The sequence below is a fragment of the Rhodococcus sp. P-2 genome (assembly GCF_016598535.1).
In the GTDB taxonomy this organism is placed as follows: Bacteria; Actinomycetota; Actinomycetes; order Mycobacteriales; family Mycobacteriaceae; genus Rhodococcus_F; species Rhodococcus_F baikonurensis.
This window is the reverse complement of the sequence record NZ_CP066779.1, coordinates 821,584-840,860: the sequence shown is the minus strand read 5'-3', so window position 1 is coordinate 840,860 and position 19,277 is coordinate 821,584. Positions and strand designations below refer to the sequence as shown.

Annotated in this window: 18 protein-coding genes and 1 riboswitch; of the genes, 12 read left to right on the top strand and 6 right to left on the bottom strand. The window is 62.6% G+C overall.

What is annotated here, in order from left to right:
• The first annotated feature begins 54 nt into the window (after nt 1-54).
• Nucleotides 55-202, top strand: a riboswitch (cobalamin riboswitch).
• Nucleotides 203-318: 116 nt separating this feature from the next.
• Genes I7X09_RS03990 through I7X09_RS03975 form a run of 4 tightly spaced genes read left to right on the top strand, consistent with a single transcriptional unit; the run spans nt 319 to nt 3,948 of the window.
• On the top strand, nt 319-1,314 hold the full coding sequence (locus I7X09_RS03990; RefSeq protein WP_200317659.1) for an ABC transporter substrate-binding protein: 996 nt from the start codon (nt 319-321) through the stop codon (nt 1,312-1,314).
• Nucleotides 1,311-2,351 carry a FecCD family ABC transporter permease gene (locus I7X09_RS03985; protein ID WP_200315676.1) on the top strand — a complete coding sequence of 347 codons (1,041 nt, stop codon included), beginning with the start codon at nt 1,311-1,313 and terminating at the stop codon, nt 2,349-2,351. Before I7X09_RS03990 ends, I7X09_RS03985 begins: the two co-directional genes overlap by 4 nt.
• Entirely contained in the window at nt 2,348-3,181 is an 834-nt protein-coding gene (locus I7X09_RS03980; protein WP_200315674.1) for an ABC transporter ATP-binding protein, read from the top strand. The genes I7X09_RS03985 and I7X09_RS03980 overlap by 4 nt, the downstream gene beginning before the upstream one ends.
• The gene (locus tag I7X09_RS03975; protein WP_095968967.1) at nt 3,178-3,948 is read left to right on the top strand and encodes a (2Fe-2S)-binding protein; all 771 of its coding nucleotides are present in this window, start codon (nt 3,178-3,180) and stop codon (nt 3,946-3,948) included. The genes I7X09_RS03980 and I7X09_RS03975 overlap by 4 nt, the downstream gene beginning before the upstream one ends.
• Before the next feature lie 37 nt (nt 3,949-3,985).
• Here the strand turns inward: I7X09_RS03975 and phoA are convergent, their stop codons facing one another.
• A complete protein-coding gene (gene phoA, locus I7X09_RS03970; RefSeq protein ID WP_124566500.1) occupies nt 3,986-5,518 on the bottom strand; it encodes an alkaline phosphatase in 1,533 nt (510 codons plus the stop codon).
• Between the two features lie 268 nt (nt 5,519-5,786).
• On the opposite strand from phoA, the gene I7X09_RS03965 reads away from it, so the two are divergent.
• From I7X09_RS03965 to I7X09_RS03950, 4 genes are all read left to right on the top strand, one after another.
• Nucleotides 5,787-9,074 (top strand): error-prone DNA polymerase, encoded by a 3,288-nt coding sequence (locus I7X09_RS03965; protein WP_200315672.1) that lies wholly within the window; start codon nt 5,787-5,789, stop codon nt 9,072-9,074.
• A gap of 236 nt (nt 9,075-9,310) precedes the next feature.
• Complete coding sequence (locus tag I7X09_RS03960) at nt 9,311-9,658, top strand: hypothetical protein (RefSeq protein WP_095969264.1); 348 nt, start codon at nt 9,311-9,313, stop codon at nt 9,656-9,658.
• Between the two features lie 14 nt (nt 9,659-9,672).
• Complete coding sequence (locus I7X09_RS03955) at nt 9,673-10,443, top strand: glucose 1-dehydrogenase (RefSeq protein WP_200315670.1); 771 nt, start codon at nt 9,673-9,675, stop codon at nt 10,441-10,443.
• Between the two features lie 57 nt (nt 10,444-10,500).
• Nucleotides 10,501-11,508 carry a zinc-dependent alcohol dehydrogenase family protein gene (locus tag I7X09_RS03950; protein WP_200315668.1) on the top strand — a complete coding sequence of 336 codons (1,008 nt, stop codon included), beginning with the start codon at nt 10,501-10,503 and terminating at the stop codon, nt 11,506-11,508.
• Here I7X09_RS03950 and I7X09_RS03945 read toward each other — a convergent pair.
• Nucleotides 11,495-12,385, bottom strand: coding sequence for a dienelactone hydrolase family protein (locus tag I7X09_RS03945; RefSeq protein ID WP_200315666.1), 891 nt, complete (start codon nt 12,383-12,385; stop codon nt 11,495-11,497). The two genes, I7X09_RS03950 and I7X09_RS03945, sit on opposite strands and share 14 nt — an antisense overlap.
• Nucleotides 12,386-12,416: 31 nt before the next feature.
• Nucleotides 12,417-13,256 (bottom strand): CPBP family intramembrane glutamic endopeptidase, encoded by an 840-nt coding sequence (locus tag I7X09_RS03940; protein ID WP_200315664.1) that lies wholly within the window; start codon nt 13,254-13,256, stop codon nt 12,417-12,419.
• Between the two features lie 84 nt (nt 13,257-13,340).
• Here I7X09_RS03940 and I7X09_RS03935 point away from each other — a divergent pair, with 84 nt between their 5' ends.
• The gene (locus I7X09_RS03935; protein ID WP_095968974.1) at nt 13,341-13,649 is read left to right on the top strand and encodes a rhodanese-like domain-containing protein; all 309 of its coding nucleotides are present in this window, start codon (nt 13,341-13,343) and stop codon (nt 13,647-13,649) included.
• A 46-nt stretch (nt 13,650-13,695) separates the two neighbouring features.
• Here the strand turns inward: I7X09_RS03935 and I7X09_RS03930 are convergent, their stop codons facing one another.
• Complete coding sequence (locus I7X09_RS03930) at nt 13,696-14,337, bottom strand: dihydrofolate reductase family protein (RefSeq protein WP_200315662.1); 642 nt, start codon at nt 14,335-14,337, stop codon at nt 13,696-13,698.
• Nucleotides 14,338-14,411: 74 nt separating this feature from the next.
• Nucleotides 14,412-15,497 (bottom strand): TDT family transporter, encoded by a 1,086-nt coding sequence (locus I7X09_RS03925; protein WP_234036790.1) that lies wholly within the window; start codon nt 15,495-15,497, stop codon nt 14,412-14,414.
• Between the two features lie 90 nt (nt 15,498-15,587).
• Here I7X09_RS03925 and I7X09_RS03920 point away from each other — a divergent pair, with 90 nt between their 5' ends.
• Nucleotides 15,588-16,499, top strand: coding sequence for a LysR family transcriptional regulator (locus I7X09_RS03920; RefSeq protein ID WP_019747644.1), 912 nt, complete (start codon nt 15,588-15,590; stop codon nt 16,497-16,499).
• Between the two features lie 12 nt (nt 16,500-16,511).
• Here I7X09_RS03920 and I7X09_RS03915 read toward each other — a convergent pair whose 3' ends face one another.
• Entirely contained in the window at nt 16,512-17,192 is a 681-nt protein-coding gene (locus I7X09_RS03915) for a TetR/AcrR family transcriptional regulator (protein ID WP_200317657.1), read from the bottom strand.
• A 75-nt stretch (nt 17,193-17,267) separates the two neighbouring features.
• On the opposite strand from I7X09_RS03915, the gene I7X09_RS03910 reads away from it, so the two are divergent.
• On the top strand, nt 17,268-18,431 hold the full coding sequence (locus tag I7X09_RS03910; protein ID WP_200315659.1) for an FAD-dependent oxidoreductase: 1,164 nt from the start codon (nt 17,268-17,270) through the stop codon (nt 18,429-18,431).
• Between the two features lie 7 nt (nt 18,432-18,438).
• Nucleotides 18,439-19,272, top strand: a complete 834-nt coding sequence (locus tag I7X09_RS03905) for a DUF3626 domain-containing protein (RefSeq protein WP_200315657.1) — start codon at nt 18,439-18,441, stop codon at nt 19,270-19,272.
• Nucleotides 19,273-19,277 lie beyond the last annotated feature (5 nt).

Below are 19,277 nucleotides of genomic sequence, written 5' to 3'. Positions count from 1 at the left end.
TGTGGGGGTGTCTGGCCAGATCGACTGTAGTGGGCGTTTGGTCTTGAATCGGAAACGTCATGCATACTGCTCGAAGCACTTGCAAGCCACGCGTGTGGGGGAAGCCGGTCCGAATCCGGCGCTGACCCGCAACGGTAGGTCGATTCTCGGTAGTCACCGAGCGTCGGCAAGCCCGATTACCCACCGCGCGGTGTGCGACATCCATTCGTCGTGGTCTACGAAAAGGAAGTCCAGCAGGAGCTCTGGCCGAGGATCAGCGTGCGGGCGGAGTTGTCTGTCGGATTCTCATTCGTGGCTCAGAGCCCTTACGAGGTCCCCGTGTCACTTCAGTTCTCCCCGTCCCGCACCGCCGCTGTTCTCGTCGCGGTCGCCTTGGTTTCGGCAGGTTGTTCCAAAGGTCAGGAATCGGAGTCCGCGTCGGCTGCGGAATCCTTCGCGCAACCGGTGTCGGTGACCAACTGCGATCGAGAGATGACATTCGATTCGCCGCCGCAACGCATCGTGTCCTTGAACGGGCATGTCACCGAGGCGCTCATCGAAATCGGTGCGGGTGATCGGATCGTCGGTCGGGCGTACAGCGACAACCCGCCGACTGCTGAGACCGCCGATGTATTCAACAAGATTCCCAGCCTCTCCGATACGTTCCCCAGCATGGAGCAGGTTCTCGACGTCGATCCGGACTTCGTGGTCGGAGGAATGACCAGTGCCTTCAACGAGAAGCAAGGGCGCTCCCGAGACGCCTTCGGCGAGCGTGGAATCAACACCTTCCTCTTCTCCGAATACTGTGGCACCGGTTTCCCCGATATCGGATTGCTCGAAAACGACTACACGCAACTCGGCCGAGTCCTGGGCGTCGAAGATTCGGCCCGTGAGGTAGCCGAGGAGATCAGCAATGGTCTCGATTCCGTCCGCGCTTCGGTCGGCGACGCAGCGCCGGTACCCACCTTCTTCTACGACAGCGGTGATCAGGTTCCGACAACCATCGGCGGAGTCGGTGTCGGTCAACTGGTTGCGGAATACTCCGGCGTCTCGAACATCTTCGCCGAAGGGACGAAGCCCTACATCGATGCATCGTGGGAAGCTGTTGCCGAGCGTGCACCCCAGGCGATCGTGGTCATCGACTACGGCGACAAGACAGCCGAGCAGAAGATCGACTTCCTCCGTGCTCAGCCGTTGATGGCGACCACCCCTGCTGTTCAGCAGAACCGGTTCGTCGTGGTTCCTCTCGCGGACCTGTTCGAGAGTTCACGGTTGGTGCGTTCGGCACAGACCATCGCGACGGCATTCCATCCGGGCGCTGACGCGGCGAAGTGACTCGCACGCGCTACGGGTACGGCGCCCTCCTTGTCGGCTTGTCGGTCGCCCTGGCTGTCGTACTGGGGCTGGCCGTCTCCTTCGGATCGGTTCGCATCCCCGTCGGGGACGTGTGGGCGATAGTCGGAGCTCGTTTGGCGCCAGGGACTTTCGAGACGTGGTGGACCGCGGCGCGGGAGTCGATCGTGATCGATTCTCGCCTACCGCGTGCCCTCACGGCTGCGGTGGTGGGTGCGTCCTTGGCGATGTCGGGTGCTGTTGCTCAGGCTGTCACACGGAATCCTCTTGCCGACCCGTATCTGCTCGGAGTTTCGTCGGGTGCGGGATTCATGGTGGTGCTCGTGTCGGTGCTGGGTTTCGGCGCCGGCCTCCTCGGGGTTTTCACGATCCCGGTCGCGGCATTCGTCGGGGCGATGATCCCGTTGTTTCTCGCACTGCTGATCGGCGGCCGGTATCCGCAGCCGACCGCGATCATTTTGGTGGGTGTCGCGCTCGCCCAGATATTCTCGGCGCTCATCACCTTTTGCATCCTGGTGTTGGCCGACGATCGGCACGTGACGTCGGTGATGCACTGGATTGCAGGCGGATTCGGTGATGCGCGATGGTCGACGCTGATCTTCCCGACGATCACGCTGGTCGTCGTCGGTACCGCCCTTCTGTTCAGTTCGCGGTGGATGGACGTCTTGCAGACCGGTGACGACGGGGCTGCTGCACTCGGTATGAACGTCCGACGGTTCCGTGTGTTGTCCTTGCTTGCGGTCTCCGTACTGGCGGGCGCGGCAGTCAGCGTTGCCGGTGGAATCGGATTCATCGGTCTGCTGATCCCACATCTGGCCGGTTTCATCGTTGGCACCAGAGCAATTCGACTGCTCCCTGCTGCAGCCCTGCTGGGCGCCGTCGCGATGGTTGCCGCGGATACCGCTGCGCGCTCGGTGGCACAATCCACTGAAGTTCCGGTCGGAGTGATCACCGCTCTCGTCGGTGCACCGATCTTCGTCTGGATGCTCTACCGGCAGTATCGGAGGCTCGAACAGTGACGCAGATCAGAACAGTGACACAGGCCAGAACAGGGACACTCCCGAAGGACGCCGAAGCTGCGCCTCTGCTCGAACTCGTCGAGACCCGGGCGAGGCTCGGCAACCGCGAAGTCTTGCGCGGCATCACTTTCGCAGTGACGTCCGGTGAAATATTGGGCTTGGTCGGACCGAACGGCAGTGGCAAGACGACGGCACTGCGCTGCTGCTACAACGCTTTGACTCCGACAGGTGGCGCAGTTCTGATCGATCAAGCCGACTCGACGACGCTCTCGCGTAAGGACATCGCCCGAACCATCTCGGCAAGTGTTCAGGAACCTACTGTCTCGGCAGGACTTTCGGTCCGTGAATCAATCGCACTGGGACGAACTCCGCACCGCAGCTGGTTGGACCGAAGCACGGATCGTGACACAACCATCGTGGATCGATGCATCGAGCAGGTCGGTTTGGTCGAGCTTGCCGGACGGGACGTGTCGACTCTGTCGGGCGGTGAGCGGCAACGTGTCTCGATAGCGCGCGCATTGGCTCAGGAGCCCAAGGTTCTGTTGTTGGACGAGCCGACCAATCATCTCGATCTTCGTCACCAGTTGATCGTGATGGAATTGCTCGCCGAACTGGCGTCGGCGGGGCTCGCAGTTGTGGTCACGATGCACGATCTACGGTTGGCAGTCGAGTACTGCGACAACCTTGCCGTGCTCACCGAAGGTGAACTCCGCGCGTGTGGGTCTACGGTCGAGGTGTTGGACGAGCCGCTGTTGGCCGAGGTTTTCGGCATCAAGGCGCGAGTCGAACGCGGCGTACGTCCGCGGATGGAGATATTGGGGCTGGCATGACGGAATCGATAGCCGGGATCTACGCCCGTATGGCAGTAGCTGTGCCGTTCTTCGACGACCTGACCGCATATCCGGATACGGTGCCCGCGGTGTTGATGACCGACCCCCAGTGGTTGGCAGCTCGCGTCGCCGATACGGCCGAGCGGTGGGGGAGTTCGGACAGCCGAGTGAACGGCACGTTGTGGTGGTACTCGGCCAGCTCGACGCTGACCGGCATTCCGATCGGAACCGGGATGGTCACCGGGTTCGCGGCCGATCCATCGTTGGACGGTGGGCGGATCTTCTTGCGTGACAACGGCTATCTGGGCGGGTTTGCTGCCGGATCGGTCATTCCGATCTCGCGGAGTGTGGCGGAGTTGGGTCACGCGATGTTCCGCTCACTCAGCCCCGTGATCGAAGTACTCGCCGAGGTGTCCGGCGTTCGGCAGCAGGCGCTGTGGGCGATCACGACGGATTCCATCGCCAATCGCAGCCTTGACGCAGCCGGTAGCGCGAGGGAGCGTGGAAGTGCATTTGCGGCCGGTCTGATCGATGTTCTCCGCGGCGAGAACCCGGGCATTCCGGTTCCGCGTTTCGTCGATGTCGACCGCAATGAAAGTGTTGTGCGCGTTTCCAATCCATTGACACCAGTGGCATCAGGGCGACGCAGATTCACGCAGCGGGCGTCGTGCTGCCTGATCTACGAGGTGCCCGGTGAAGGCAAGTGCACCAGTTGCCCGAAGCGCGCACCCGAAGATCGGGTGCGCGCCTTGGCTGCTCTGGTGTGACTGGACCCAGGCCTTTACCGGGTCGGGTGTTGTCAGGTCAGTGAGCTGCGACCTTGGAACGGTCGAGTCCCAGCGCATCGGTCATCGTGAAGAACAGATCGGTCTGGTCCGTGAGGCCGCTGACATTGGCCGCGTGCGGGCCGAAAGCTGCTACGCGCAACTGAGTTCCGGTATGCCCTTCGGATTCGACGGCCGGATCTTCGGACGTTCCGTAGCTGATCGTCATCTCCGAGCCGTCCTTCGTGGTCAGCTTGCGGGTCAGACCGGGGTAGACGATTTCCTGGGCGCGCTCGACCGGGATGTTCTGGTCCTTGGCGATGGTGGCGATGTCGTCTGCGCTGACGTTGGTGACGATCTGGCTGGTGTGAGCGTGGTCGGCTGTGACGATGACCAGGGTTTCTCCGTCGGTCTTCGCAAATTCGAGTGCCTTCTGCACAGCTTCGTCGAGGTCGACGGTTTCACCGATCTGACCGCACGCGTTGGCTGCGTGGTCTTGCTTGTCGATCGAGGCACCTTCGACCTGGAGGAAGAATCCGTTGTCGTTGACCTTCAGTAGGTCGATCGCCTTCTGCGTCATGTCCGCGAGCTTGGGTACGTCGGAGGTTCGCTTGGGGTTGTCGACGCAGGTTTCGGCGGGTTGCAGGTAACCGTCACGGGTGGCGACAGAGCCTTCCCAGCGGACGGGCATGTTGCCGTCGGCGAACAAGCCGAGCACGGGTGCATCCTGATCGGCCTTGCCGACCTCATTCATCTCGGCGGCATTCTTCACCAGCTGATAGCCGCGAGCGGCAGCCTGCTCGTTGAGTGTCTTGCCCTGCCAGTCACCGGCTTTCGCGGTCTCAGCGAAGGACTTGGCGCCGCCGGCAAAGGTGACGTCGGCTCGGGTGTCGAGGAGCTGTTCGCTGATCGACCCCTTGCCGCCGTTCTCGATGGCGTTCTCCGGGCAGGACTTGGACGTTGCCTCCGGCCCGTAGCACTTGCGGCCACTGACGTGTGCGACCTGCACTGCGGGGGTGGCGTCCTGCACCTCGGCAGTGGAGACGTTGCCGGTGGCCTTGCCGTTCGCCTTGGCGATCTCGAGGACGGTCGACTGGGCCTGACCCTTGATGTCGACGGAAATCGCGCCGTTGTAGGTCTTGGTGCCGGTGGACCATGCCGATCCACTGGCAGCGGAGTCGGTGACGTAGTCGGGCTTGCCGTCCTTGGTCAACGCGTAGTGCGTGTACTGGCCGGTGATCGGCAGGGCGTCGAGGCCGGGGAAGCTGCCCGCAGCGCCTTCGGCGTAGTTGCGTGCGGCTGTGATCTCCGAGTCGCCCATGCCGTCCCCGATCAGGAGGATGACGTTCTTCGCGCCGGAGGCATTGACGGCGTCGCGCACTGCGGCCGACTGATCACCGTCGATGCGACGAGCGCCACCGTTCGAGGACAGTTCGCCGGTCGCGGCGCGATCGACGGTCGCGCCGTTCGAGCCTGTGGCCTCGTCGGCGCTGCTGCTGCAGCCGGCAGCGGCCAGAACGGCGACGGCGCCGGCGACGGCCGTCAACCTACGTGTGTTGCGCGAGAACGACATACGAGTAGTACTCCTGGAAACAGTATGGATGGAGATTATGAACGCCGCTAATGATCTGGGGCCAAAGTGAACGGAGTGCAGACATGCGTACATCTGAATGTGACGAGACGGTGAGGGTTGAGATTCGCTCTGTTGACTGTGGGTGAGTGACCTGGCAGACTGAATCCGCATCGAACATCAGTTCGATGCATGTGGTGCGTCTTCCCTTTCGGCATCCTCGAGCAGTCGGTCGTCCCTGACGGCCGACTCGATCAGGTGCGAGGTCAGTGTGGGTTGGGGAAATGGGCCGCCGACGTGGTCCGAGATGGAACGGGTGCTTTCCGGACGACCCGGCCGTGTGGAACATGAGGATTTGTTTCCGGGCGATGGAAGTGACAGCCCCGCCTGGTCAAGAAAGCGCGGCGAGTATCACGCGGGCGAGCTCACCCGTGGTGCCGGTGTAGTTCCTTACGCAGAACTGCACGCTCACTCGGCCTTCAGTTTCCTCGACGGCGCATCGCCGCCGGAAGAGTTGGTCGAGGAAGCAGTGCGTCTCGGGCTCGAAGCTATCGCCGTCACTGATCACGACGGCTTCTACGGCGTGGTGAGGTTTGCGGAAGCCGCACGTGAATGGGGAATGCGCACAGTCTTCGGAGCTGAGCTTTCTCTGGACTCGGTACCCAGAACCGGCACGGCAGATCCCGGTGGAACACACCTCCTGGTGCTTGCCCGTGGGCAGGAAGGGTATCGCCGGCTTTCGCGGGAGATCGCTGCCGCGCATCTGGCGGGCGGCGAGAAGGGCAAACTGCAGTACGACTACGACGTGCTGACCGAAGCGGCCGGTGGCCACTGGCAGATCCTGACCGGGTGCCGGAAAGGTCATGTGCGGCAAGCCTTGACGTCGGGTGGTCGCGAAGCGGCGGCGGAGGCCTTGCTGGATCTGGTCGAGCGATTCGGGGCGGAGCGAGTGTCGGTGGAACTCACCCATCATGGGTTGGCGGAGGACGACGAGCGCAATGCCGTTCTGGCCGAATTAGCGAGAGAGCATGGACTACGTACGGTGGCGACCACCGCCGCGCACTTCGCCGCTCCTCCGCGTCGACGCCTCGCCATGGCAATGGCGGCTGTGCGGTCGCGTCAAAGCTTGGACGAGGCAGCAGGATGGTTGGCCCCTACCGGCGGAGCGCACCTGCGGTCCGGCGCGGAGATGGCGACACTGTTCTCGCTCTATCCCGAGGCTGTCAGTGGTGCCGCCGATCTTGGTCGTGAGTGCGCTTTCGATCTCAAGCTCATCGCGCCCAAATTGCCACCGTTCGACGTTCCCGCCGGGCATACCGAGGCGTCGTGGTTGCGTGAGCTCACCATGGTGGGGGCGCTGGAACGCTACGGACCGCCGGAAGGTGCACCGAAGGCATACAAACAGCTCGAACATGAACTTGCCATCATCGAGGGATTGAACTTTCCCGGATACTTCCTGGTGGTGCATGACATCGTGTCGTTCTGCAAGAACAACGACATCCTCTGTCAGGGAAGAGGTTCCGCTGCGAACTCGGCGGTGTGTTACGCGATCGGCATCACCAATGTCGATCCGGTTCGCAACAAATTGTTGTTCGAGAGGTTTCTTGCGCCCGAACGTGACGGCCCGCCCGACATCGACGTGGACATCGAGTCCGACCGTAGGGAAGAGGCGATCCAGCACGTGTACGCGAAGTACGGGCGTACGTATGCCGCGCAGGTCGCCAATGTCATCACCTATCGAGGAAAGTCGTCGGTGCGGGACATGGCTCGGGCACTGGGCTTTTCGCAGGGACAGCAAGATGCGTGGAGTAAGCAGGTCGGCCGGTGGGGTGGTATCGACAAGAATGCGGATACAGATATTCCGCGTCCGGTACTCGAACTGGCGGCGCAGATCGAAGGCTATCCGCGGCACCTCGGTATCCACTCGGGCGGCATGGTCATCTGCGATCGTCCTATCGCCGACGTCTGCCCGGTGGAGTGGGCGCGAATGGCCAATCGTAGTGTCCTGCAGTGGGACAAGGACGACTGTGCTGCCGCTGGGCTGGTCAAGTTCGACCTGCTCGGCCTCGGCATGCTCTCTGCATTGCATTACATGATGGATCTGGTGGCCGAACACAAAGGCATCACAGTCGATCTGGCGCAACTCGATCTGTCGGAAACGGCGGTGTACGAGATGCTGCAGCGGGCAGATTCGGTGGGGGTGTTCCAAGTGGAATCACGTGCGCAGATGGCGACACTGCCGCGTCTGAAGCCTCGAAACTTCTACGACCTGGTGGTCGAAGTCGCGCTCATCCGTCCGGGGCCGATTCAAGGCGGATCAGTGCATCCGTACATTCGTCGGCGCAACAAACTCGAACCTGTGTCCTACGACCATCCGTCGCTCGAGAAGGCACTCGAACGCACGTTGGGGGTTCCGCTGTTCCAGGAACAGTTGATGCAGATGGCCGTCGACGTTGCGGGCTTCACGCCGTCCGAGGCCGATCAATTGCGTCGGGCAATGGGATCGAAACGCTCCACCGAGAAGATGGAACAACTGCGCGCGAGGTTCTATCAGGGCATGCGAGACCTACACGGCATCGGCGACGAGGTTGCCGACCGGATCTACGAAAAGCTGTATGCGTTTGCCAATTTCGGTTTCCCGGAAAGCCATTCACAGAGTTTTGCCGCGCTGGTCTTCTACTCCTCGTGGTTCAAACTCCATCATCCCGCTGCGTTCTGCGCCGGACTTCTGCGCGCGCAGCCCATGGGTTTCTACTCGCCGCAGTCGTTGGTTGCCGACGCGCGCCGGCACGGAGTGCAGGTACACGGTGCAGACATCAATGTCAGCCTTGCGCACGCCACCGTCGAGGCAGGTGGATTCGAGGTTCGGCTGGGATTGGGGGAGGTGCGCAACATCGGCGATGCACTGGCCGAGAAGATCGTCGAACAGCGTGACCTCGGTGGACCGTTCACGTCGTTTCTCGATCTGACCGGCCGGGTGGAACTGACTACCGCACAGGCTGAATCGTTGGCGACCGCCGGTGCGCTCGCCAGCTTCGGCATCTCGCGTAGAGAAGCGCTGTGGGCAGCGGGCGCTGCGGCAGGGGAGCGCCCCGACCGCTTGCCGGGTATCGGTGCATCGGTCACAGCTCCCACCCTGCCCGGAATGAGCGACGTCGAATTGGCGGCAGCGGATGTCTGGGCGACAGGAGTATCTCCCGACACCTACCCGACACAGTTTCTCCGCCCACAGCTCGACGCGCTTGGCGTGGTGCCGGCGTCGAGACTTCTCGACATCCCGGACGGTGACCGTGTGCTGGTGGGGGGAGCAGTCACACACCGGCAGCGCCCGGCAACAGCTGCGGGCGTCACGTTCATCAACCTCGAAGACGAAACCGGCATGGTCAATGTCGTGTGTTCGGTGGGGTTGTGGGCAAAGTACCGAAAACTGGCAAATACGGCGCCGGCGTTGCTTATTCGAGGGAAGGTGCAAAATGCAGAAGGCGCTGTCACCGTCGTGGCAGACCGGATGCAGCTGATGGATCTGCGAGTCACAGCCAAGTCGCGAGACTTTCGCTGATGTCCGATTCTGCCCCACCGTTTTGTGTCGAGGGCACAGTTTTGTGCCGAGAGGACAAAGGCGGAGCTCAACTCTGACCTCCGAGCATATGGCGCGGGTCACAATCGCTCCCTAGGGTTGTCGCTTGAGCGGCGATCGAATCACCTGGCACGGCTACGGCCTGTGGCCTCGCTGGTGAATATCGTCGCCTTCCAAACATGCTGAATCCAAAGCACTTCGAGTCGAAGAGGAACTTCATGAGCACAGCGATTCTCGTCGCACACGTACATCCCGCGGATCCGTCTTCGGAGGAAGCATTCAACCGCTGGTACGACGACGTACATATTCCGCAGGTCGTCGAGCGAGTGCCCGGGGTTGTCTCCGCCTCTCGATTCTCTCTCGCGGATGTGCAGTTGCTGCCCGAGGCGGCATTGCCCGCGCGTCGCTACCTGAGCATCTATCAACTCGACACGGAAGATCTCGCGGGCACCGCCCAGGCATTGGGAAGTGCTTTGGGCGACGGAACTCTCGACATGTCCGAGGCCATCGCGACCACCGGTGAGACCGGTCCCGAATTGCTCTTCTACGTCCCGGCCGAGAGCTGAAGGGGAACGCTGACATGTCCGATCTTCTCGCGAACAAAGTTGCGATAGTCACCGGCGCAGGCGCAGGCATCGGTGCGGCAATCGCCCGGGCATTCGGGGCGGAAGGTGCCCGCGTCGTAGTCTCCGACATCAACGGTGACGCAGCACAGGCAGTGGCGGACTCGATCGACGGGGCGATCGCTGTCACCTCCGACGTTACCGACGAACAGCAGGTCAAGGATCTCGTCGCCAGAGCGGTCGACGAGTTCGGCGGACTGAACGTAGTAGTACCCAACGCCGGCATCGCCACCACAACTCCACTGATCGAGACCTCGTTCGAGGACTGGCGAAAAGTCATGTCCGTCAATCTCGACGGAGTGTTCTTGACCGTCCGTCATTCGTTACCCGCGCTCGTCGCATCCGGTGGCGGTTCGATCGTGAACATCTCGTCGATCTCGTCGACAACAGGGTCGCCGTTGATCGGCAGCTACGCCGCCGCCAAGGCCGCGGTTCGCAATCTCACCGAAACCCTCTCGGCCGAACTTCGCTTTCACGGAATCCGCGCGAACGCTTTGCTGCCCGGATTCATCGATACCGACCTGGTCAAGAGTCACCAGCAGGATTTCGAGAACGCCCTCGGCCTCGAATCCGGCGGCTTCGACGATTTGATGGTCACGAAGCAGACGCGCTACGGCCGGACCGAGGAAGTTGCCGCCGCGGCCGTGTTCTTTGCCAGTGACCAGTCGTCGTGGTGCAACGGCAGCAGTCTGGTTCTCGACGGAGGGTTCACCGCTTCTCTTCTCTGAGCCGCAGCACCTTTCCGAACATCACCCGAAATCATCATTCGTGCGAGGATCCACACCATGACCAACCGCGCCGTGTACGTACTTCCGCCCGGAGGATTGACCAACCTCGAATCGAGGACCATCGAGACGCCAGGGCCGGACGCGGGCGAAGTGACGATCGCGATCCACGCGAATTCGCTCAACCACCACGACTACCTCGTGGCGACCGGCGAGATAGCCACCGACGGTCCGCGGATCCTGTTGTCCGATGCTGCCGGGGAGGTCGTTGCGGTCGGAGACGGCGTAACGCAGTTCAGCGTCGGAGATCGCGTGATGAGCACCTATCTGCCGCATTGGCGGAGCGGCGCACCGGATTTCGACGGATTCGGAAATTCACCGGGTGACGGTGCCGACGGGTTCGCCCGCGACACCGTCACCGTGCCGGTATCTGCTGTGACAGTGATGCCGCGAAACTACACCTACGAGGAAGCCGCTACCTTGCCCACCGCGGGATTGTCAGCGTGGCGCGCACTGTTTGCCGGCGTTCCGATCATCCCAGGTTCGACGGTGTTGATCCCCGGGACCAGCACGGTAGCGCTGTTTGCCGTGCAGCTGGCCAAAGCGGTTGGAGCTCAGGTGATCGCAACCTCGTCGGCCGCCGACAAGATGGCTCGATTGACCGAGCTCGGTGCCGATCACGTGGTCAACTACCGCGAGCGCCCGGACTGGGGAGCGGAGGCGATGCGGCTCAGCGGCGGAATCGATCTTGTCCTCGACGTCGGCGGGCCGTCCACCCTCGGTCAATCTCTCGTGGCAGTGCGACCCGGCGGGCGGATCTGTGCGCTGGGGATCATGAACGGCCCCTCGTCGTCGATCGACCTGACTTCGCTCCTGACCAAACAGGTCACCATCGAAGGTGTTCTGGTGGGCAGTCGTACACATCAGGAGCAAATGGTTGCAGGTCTGGAAAGCCTCGCGCTTCGTCCCGTCATAGATTCTTCCTACAGCCTCGACCGCCTCGCTGACGCTTTCGAGCAGCAGAAGTCCGGGCGGGCCTACGGCAAGATCGTCATCACAAACCCTTGACTGCTTGGCGGTCCCAATGGGGATCGGTGAGGATTTCCGCCGAGTCGCCGACAAACGCACGTGCGGCAGTCTGGTCGCCGCTGAGGGTGAACCTCAGCCACGCTGTCAGGTAACCCCGGAATCCTTCGCCGTCGACGGCCCAATTGTGGCCGACGCCAAGCAGTCTGCCGCGGACGGCCGGCCCCGCGGTTTTGTCGAAGTACTCCGCTTGCGGATCGGCGGTGGAGACAGGGTCGTCGGCGCCGGTCATGAAGAACGTCGGCCCGGTCAACTTCGCCACGTCGATCACGTCGACGGGTCGCGAGGCCCACCATGGGTCCGGCAAATCGAGCACCGCCGTGGCGGTGATCAGATTCGCCGACCGAGTTGCCGCGTTGATCGCGCCGCCTGCACCCTGCGAGTGCCCCACCGAGGCTATGTTGTCGGTGTCGATCCGCTGGTGAAAGATGCTTTCCGCGTTGGTGTCCTGATCCACGATGTACTGGGCGGCAGCCAAGATCTCGGTACCGTCTCCGGTGACGCTGCTGTCGGCTACCACGACGACGAAACCCCACGACGCGAGGTGACGTAGGAGGGCTTCGTACTCCTCGTAAGTCGCGTAACTGCCGTTGCCGAAGGTGACGACGGGAAGCCGATTGCCGTCAGCGGACAAGTCGGCTGGGTAAAACAGTTGGTACCCGGGAACGGAATCGGCAGCCACCTCGTGCGCACCCTGGGCTGCGTACAGATCGCTGATCGACTCCGATGCGATGGATTCGGTAGTCGCGGCTTCGGGAGCGGCCGGAACCCCCGCACTGGCGTGTGTGACGGCACCCGATAGTGCCAGAACAAAAGATGCGGTCACGACGGCGATCGAATGTGTGGTCCGAGAAGGCATGGGTACAAGTATGTCCGAACGTCTCGAGCCGTCAGGCCGTGACGTGTGTGGGCTGGTCTTCGCCGACTCGGCCTCGAATGAGGAATATGGCGACTACACCGAAAGCGATCAACAGGACCGTCAGGAGGGACGCGATCGCGGCGCCGCCACTCACCTCTGTAGTCACGGACGTGTCCAACCCGCCGGTCGAGAGAATGGTGGTGGGGTCGGTGAGGCCGTGCAACACGATTGCGGCCCAGATAGTCCCCGTCACTCGCATGGTCAGGTACATGCACATGCCGAATCCGAACGTATAGACGACTGTGCCGAGAACGGTTGCCAGTTCCATCCCCGCAATGAAGTTCACGGTGTGCATGAGCGCGAACAACAAGGACGATACGACCGCGACGAACCGTTCGCGGTGGCCGGCGTCGCGGAGCATCTTCACGGCGATACCTCGGGTGAGCAGTTCTTCCGCGAGCCCCACGCACACACCGAGAGCGATCAGGGAAACGATCTCCCCGGTCGACCACTCGTTCCAATCCGTTCCGACCAGGTGTGCAGCGATGGCGGCGACCACGATAATCGGGCCGATCCACATCCACCCGCGCCCGCGTATGGGTTGTGGTCCGAAGATGTCGCGCAGCCAGCCCAGCTTGGTCGCGAAGATCAGCAGTGCGATTGCGCCGATCGCGATAGGCAATGCGACGCCGAAGATGATGCTGGAAGCGCTTGCGACAACGTTGTCCGTGTCGATCTGGTCGGCAAAAACCCGCGAGCTAACCTGCCCGACGGCGAGGTAGAAGGCCAAATAGGCGACGATCACCGAGAGCAACTTCCACAAGGACGGGCGACTCCAAAAACCCGACTTTTCGGGAACGGTATTGGTCATTGTCAGATCGTAAAGGGAGCCGCAGGAAAACACGCGGTACCGTCTATTCGGACAGCAGCGAACACGAAGGCAGGACGCAGAAAAATGTTGGAAGTCGACTTGAATGCACTGGACGCGGCGCTGGCGGCGGGTGAGCCGTTGATCGACGTCCGTGAGGCCGACGAGTTCGCTCAGGTGCGCGTTCCGGGTGCGTCGCTCATTCCGCTCAGCGAGTTCGTCGCTCGCGTCGGCGAGATCCCGGACGCAGAAACGGTGTACATCATCTGCGCCGTCGGGGGACGGAGCTTGCAAGCCGCTGAATATCTCCAGGCCCGTGGCATCAATGCCGTTTCGGTGGCCGGTGGAACGATGGCGTGGTACCAGTCGGGTCGTCAGGTCGAGACCGGGGAATAGGGCGTAGCTGTTGGGGCAGCCCCGCATTCGGCGCTGCCCCAACAGGTCACTTTCGCCAGAACAGGTGATGCGTCACGCCGCTCGGGCTCGGCACGATTTCGAGGTTGAAGCGATCACGTAATTCGTCGGGTGTCTCCCACAGGCGTAGACCGGATCCGAATTCGATCGGGGAGACAGCGACGTGCATCGTGTCGACCAGATCGGCGTCGAGGAATTCACGGATAGTGCTCACTCCGCCGCCAAGTCGAACGTCCTTGCCCTGCGCCGCCTCACGTGCCTGCTCGAGGGCCGTCGCCGGGTCGGCGTCGACGAAGTGGAATGTCGTGTCCGAGAGTGTGAACGACGGCCGCACGTGGTGGGTCAAGACGAATACCGGGGTGTGGAACGGTGGCTCGTCGCCCCACCAGCCCTGCCACTCGAGATTCGCCCAAGGGCCGCGGTAGGGTGCGAATTTGTTGCGGCCCATGATTTCGGCACCGATGTTGTTGGAGAAGTCTCGGGTGAAATAGTCGTCGAGGCCGCGGCTGCCGCCGGGATCGGTGCGGTTGGGCCAGCTGGCCGTAGCTCCCGCCCACGCAAACATTTCACCGTGGTCGAGGCCGAACGGGCTCTCGAAACTCTGGTCCGGACCGCATGCTATTCCGTCGCTGGAAATGTTGAAATTTTGCACTCGTAGCAACTGACTCACCGTGTACTCCCGCTCTCGACAATGGTCTACGTGAGTACAGACCGTACGGCGAGCCGAAACTCATCGGTGCGATTTCAGGCGGCTGCGGGAAGTGCGCCACTGCGGATCGAGCGGACGGTCCGTACCGCGACGGTTGCCCAGATGGGGATCAGCACGGTCAGCAGGGCAAGTGCGATTCCCAGAATCAGCGTCGAACCGGTGGCGACTCCGAATGCATTCGCGCCGACGGCACATGCTCCGATGGGAAAAGTGAAGCTCCACCAGCCGAGTGAGAAGTCCAAGCCGCGGCGCAGTGCGTGGATGGTGACGACGGTGACGGTGACAAACGCGATCACGCCGATGATTCCGACGACGGTTCCGTATGCGATTCCGAATTCGTGCAGGGTGTCGGCGTGCTCGGTACCGAGTGCATGCCGTGAGGCGGCGGCCAACAGGTTGGATGCTGCGATCGACTGTCCGATCACGCCCAACGGAATCCACAGTGAGGGAATGGCATTGAACGGGATCACGTCGACGCCCGCCGAGTGGTTGCGTGCGAACTGCCTGGCGACGGCTACCAGAATGCCGATGGCGGCGGTCAGCGCCAGAGCGAACAGGATGTAGCAGAAGACCAGTACCGCGATGCGCGGAGCGCCTTCGGGCATGTGGGTGCTGACGGCTGCGCCGGTGGTGGCCGAGACCATCGGGGGTACGACGGGCATGAGCCAGAACGGCATTGCCGTCGCCATCCCGGCATCTCGAACGAGTCGAATCATCATCACGACGTAGGTGACCAGGCCGAGTGCCGTGCCGAGTGTCCACAGTGTCAGCGACACGGTGATCGCCACGTCGTGGCCGAGGAAGTCCGGGCCGGTGATGCCGGTTGCGGATCCCACGGTCAGAAGTGCCATTGCGACGGCGCCGTAGAAGGGGAACATCGCGGGGCTGTGCAGGTAGGCGAGGGCCTGACATCGATGTTGTGACCAATGGGTGGCAAATGCTCCGATCAAGGCGCACAGTACGAGAACCGCCAGAACCCAGAAGATCTCGGAGACCAGTTTCAAGCCCTCGATCTCCGGTTCGAGCGAAGCGGCGGCCACCGAGACGATTCCCGTTCCCATCGCTGCCGCGAACCAGTTCGGGGTGATGTGGGCGAAGGTGGGACTCGTGGTGGTGGTCATGTATTTCACTGTCGTCTCATCCGGTTCGTACCGGTAGACCGGTTGTCCTTGAATGCCCACAAACTCGCCTTGTGGGTCTAATCTTGGTCTATGTCGTTGTCCCCTCGGGTGCCGGAGCTCAGTGCCCTCGACGTCCTGCTTTCCGTAGGGCGTCTGGGCAGCATGGGTGCTGCCGGCCGGGAGCACGGACTCAGTCAGCAGGCAGTCAGCGCCCGTGTGCGTTCGGTCGAACGTCAGCTCGGCATCAAGGTTTTCGATCGAGCGGCGACCGGTGTTCGTCCCACCGCCGAGGGCGGTCTGATTCTCGAGTGGGCAAGTCACATCCTCGTCAGTGCCGAGGAAATGGCATCGGGAGTTGCGGCACTTCGCGGTGAACGCGACGCTGCCGTCACCGTTGCCGCCAGCATGACCATCGCCGAGTATCTGGTGCCCGGATGGACGGTCGCGATGCGGCACAAGTTCCCCAACGTCGTGGCGTCGGTGAGCTTGCACAATTCCTCGGACGTCTCTGCTCAAGTGCAGGCAGGCCAGGCCGACATCGGATTTGTCGAAGGGCCGGATGTGCCGTCGGCGCTCGCGTCGTGTGAGGTGGCACGTGATCACCTCGTCGTGGTTGTGCCGCCAGGACACGACTGGGCCAATGGTGTGCCCGTTCCGGTTGCGGACCTCGCACGCACACCGCTCATCCAGCGCGAGTCAGGGTCCGGTACGCGGTTGACGCTCGAGAATGCCGTTCCCGATTGTGTGCCGCCGTTGCTCGAGCTCACTTCGTGCACGGCCGTCAAAGCTGCGGTAGTGGCCGGCAATGCGCCCGCCGTTCTCTCGTCGCTGGCCGTGGCTGCAGATCTGACGGACGGGCGACTGGTCGCGGTCAACGTCGACGGCTTGCGGATGCCGAGGCGGCTCCAGGCCGTCTGGGATCCAGATCGCGGATTACGCGGTGCAGCAAGGGATTTCCTCGACATCGCGCTCGGTTCCAACACCGCTGTTCATTCGCGCTGACGGCTGCGGCTGCTATCTGGCGGTGTCGATCCCCGCGAGGATGAGATTGATACCTGCCAGAAACTGCTCGCGGTCGTCGTGGTCGCGCAGTTGTGTCGACACCTGATTGAGGAACGGGTACTTCGCAGGGTCGAGTTCTTCCCATCGTGTGGCGACGGTCGAAAGGAAAGCGGATCGGTCTGTCTCGCGGGGGAGGAGGCGGGCGCCCGCGGCGTACTGGCCGGCGAGGCCGAGTACGTAATTCAGGAGTGCGGACGCGCAGTCGAACTGTGCCGGTTGGGGAACGCCGAGTGCTTGGAGTTGCCCACCCAGACTCTCGAAGATCTGCATCACCGCTGATTGCCACGGCTCGCGAGACAGTTGGGTGCCGACCCACGGGTGCGCGTCGATCGCGTCGAACACACCGAGAGTGATGATCCGGATCGCCTCCCGTGGGGTTGCGCTTTCGGTTCCTTCGGTGGTCACGCGGGCGATGACGTCGTCGGTCGCCGCGGTGAGCAGTTCGCTCTTGTTGGCAACGTGCCAGTAAATCGCCCCGCTTCCTGTGGCCAGGCGTGCGGAGAGTGCGCGAAATGTCAGCGCAGCTTCGCCCTCGTCGTCGAGGATCTCGATCGCAGCCTCGACGATTCGCTCCTTCGAGAGCGCGTCCGTACGTCGTTCGGTCCGCTGATTCCTGATCGCCATGCGAACCATCTTGACATATCTGGAACGCCGTTCCAAGATGGTCATTGGAACGTCGTTCCAGCCGAAGGCTGAAAGGAAACAAACATGAGCAACTCGATAACGATCATCGGGGCGGGCCTCGGCGGTCTGACCCTCGCGCGCGTCCTCCACGTTCACGGAATTCCGTCGAAGATCTACGAGGCGGAACCGTCGGCAGAAGCTCGCACGCAGGGCGGCCAACTCGACATCCACGAACACAATGGCCAGGGGGCGCTCCAGGCTGCCGGCCTCATCGACGAGTTCCGCGCGATCATCCACGCGGGCGGCGCCGCGTCGCGCGTACTCGATCAACACGCCACCGTGCTCCTCGACGAACCCGACGACGGCACGGGAGCACGTCCTGAGGTGCTGCGCGGAGACCTCCGTCGGATCCTGATCGATTCCCTTCCGGACGGCACGATCGAATGGGGACGCAAGGTCGACAGTGTCCGCTCGCTCGGCTCACCGAACACCGCCGACGAGCGCGCCGACGGCCGACACGAACTGACCTTTGCCGACGGTTCGACGGTGACTACCGACCTCCTCGTCGGTGCAGACGGTGCCTGGTCGAAGATCCGCCCCTTGCTCTCCGATGCGAAGCCCGAATACGTCGGCACCACGTTCGTCGAGACGTATCTGTACGACGTCGACGAGAAGCATTCGGCTGCAGCCGAGGCAGTCGGTGACGGGGCGATGTACGCGCCCGCACCAGGACAAGCGATCGCCGCGCATCGAGAGGCGGGGGACATCGTGCACACCTACGTCCAGCTGAACCGTACGGCGGAGTGGTTTGCCGGTATCGATTTCACCGACGCTGCCGCTGCGACAGCGCGGGTCGCGGCCGAGTTCGACGGTTGGGCACCGGAACTCACTGCACTGATCACAGACGGCGAAACCGCTCCGATTCCGCGGGCGATCCATGCCCTTCCCGACGAGCATCGATGGGATCGTGTGCCCGGGGTCACGCTCCTCGGTGATGCGGCACACCTGATGGCTCCATCCGGTGAGGGCGCGAACTTGGCCATGTTCGACGGCGCCGAACTGGGAAGGGCGATCGCCGCGCACCCCGACGACATCGAAGCGGCACTGAGCGGCTACGAGGAAGCGATGTTTGTACGCAGTGCATCCGAGGCCGCGGACTCGCACGTGATCCTTGATCTCTGCCTCGGTGAAGGCGCACCGTATTCACTGGTCGACTTCTTCACCGGTGCTGCTTCCGTATCCGGATAATGGGCGAATGCCTGTTGATTCCACTCCCTCGTCTGCCGCGATTGCGCACGTGAGCGGCCTCTCGAAGGGCGCCCCGTTGGATCGAAATCACCGGGTGACGTTGCACTTTCATCCGGACCTCCCGTCTGAACGTGGTCTGACACTGGCCTCGATCGCACGTCGAGGCACCTACGTGACACAGTTCGAGACTCGAACCAGCAACGGCGGACTGACGGCGCATCACGGAGGCGATCGTTGGCGTTGGGAGAGTCGGATATTCGGCGGGGCTTACGACGAGAGAGAGCCGTCGGAACGGCCGAAGTACGGATCGTTGAACTTTTCCGCCGATCCGTACGGGGCATCTCCTCGGTTCGGCTCGTCCTACTTCCGGCTTGCCGAGCACACACTCGACCGCACCACTTTCTGCTTTCCCGACAGTGTCTTCGAGCCTGATCTCTTCGGAACGGCGGACGCGATGAGCCTGGTCGACGCCGCAGGAGCCGCCGAGTTCGACGATCCGCTCGACCACTACATCGAGGCGCACGTCCACGGCGCCGTCGACATCGGAACCGACGTCGAGGCACTCGTCCTGGACCCGAGCTACCGGGGCTCACGCATCGAAGAGATCGCCCACTCGCTCCCATGCCCGGTGCTGTGGCACGACGGTTACGCGGTCGACGTCGAGGAAGTCGCCGAACATCCCGAATATCGGGGAGCGGCCGTCGTCGACCTCGCGCGAGAGATCGCAATCGACGGGCGACTGACGCCTGCCGTCCTGGGGTTCGCCCGGGGTGCGTCCTTCGATGCGCAGGGCGTCAAGAAGGTCTGGCACTACATCGCTCGATTCGGCGGCAGGGGTTAGAACTG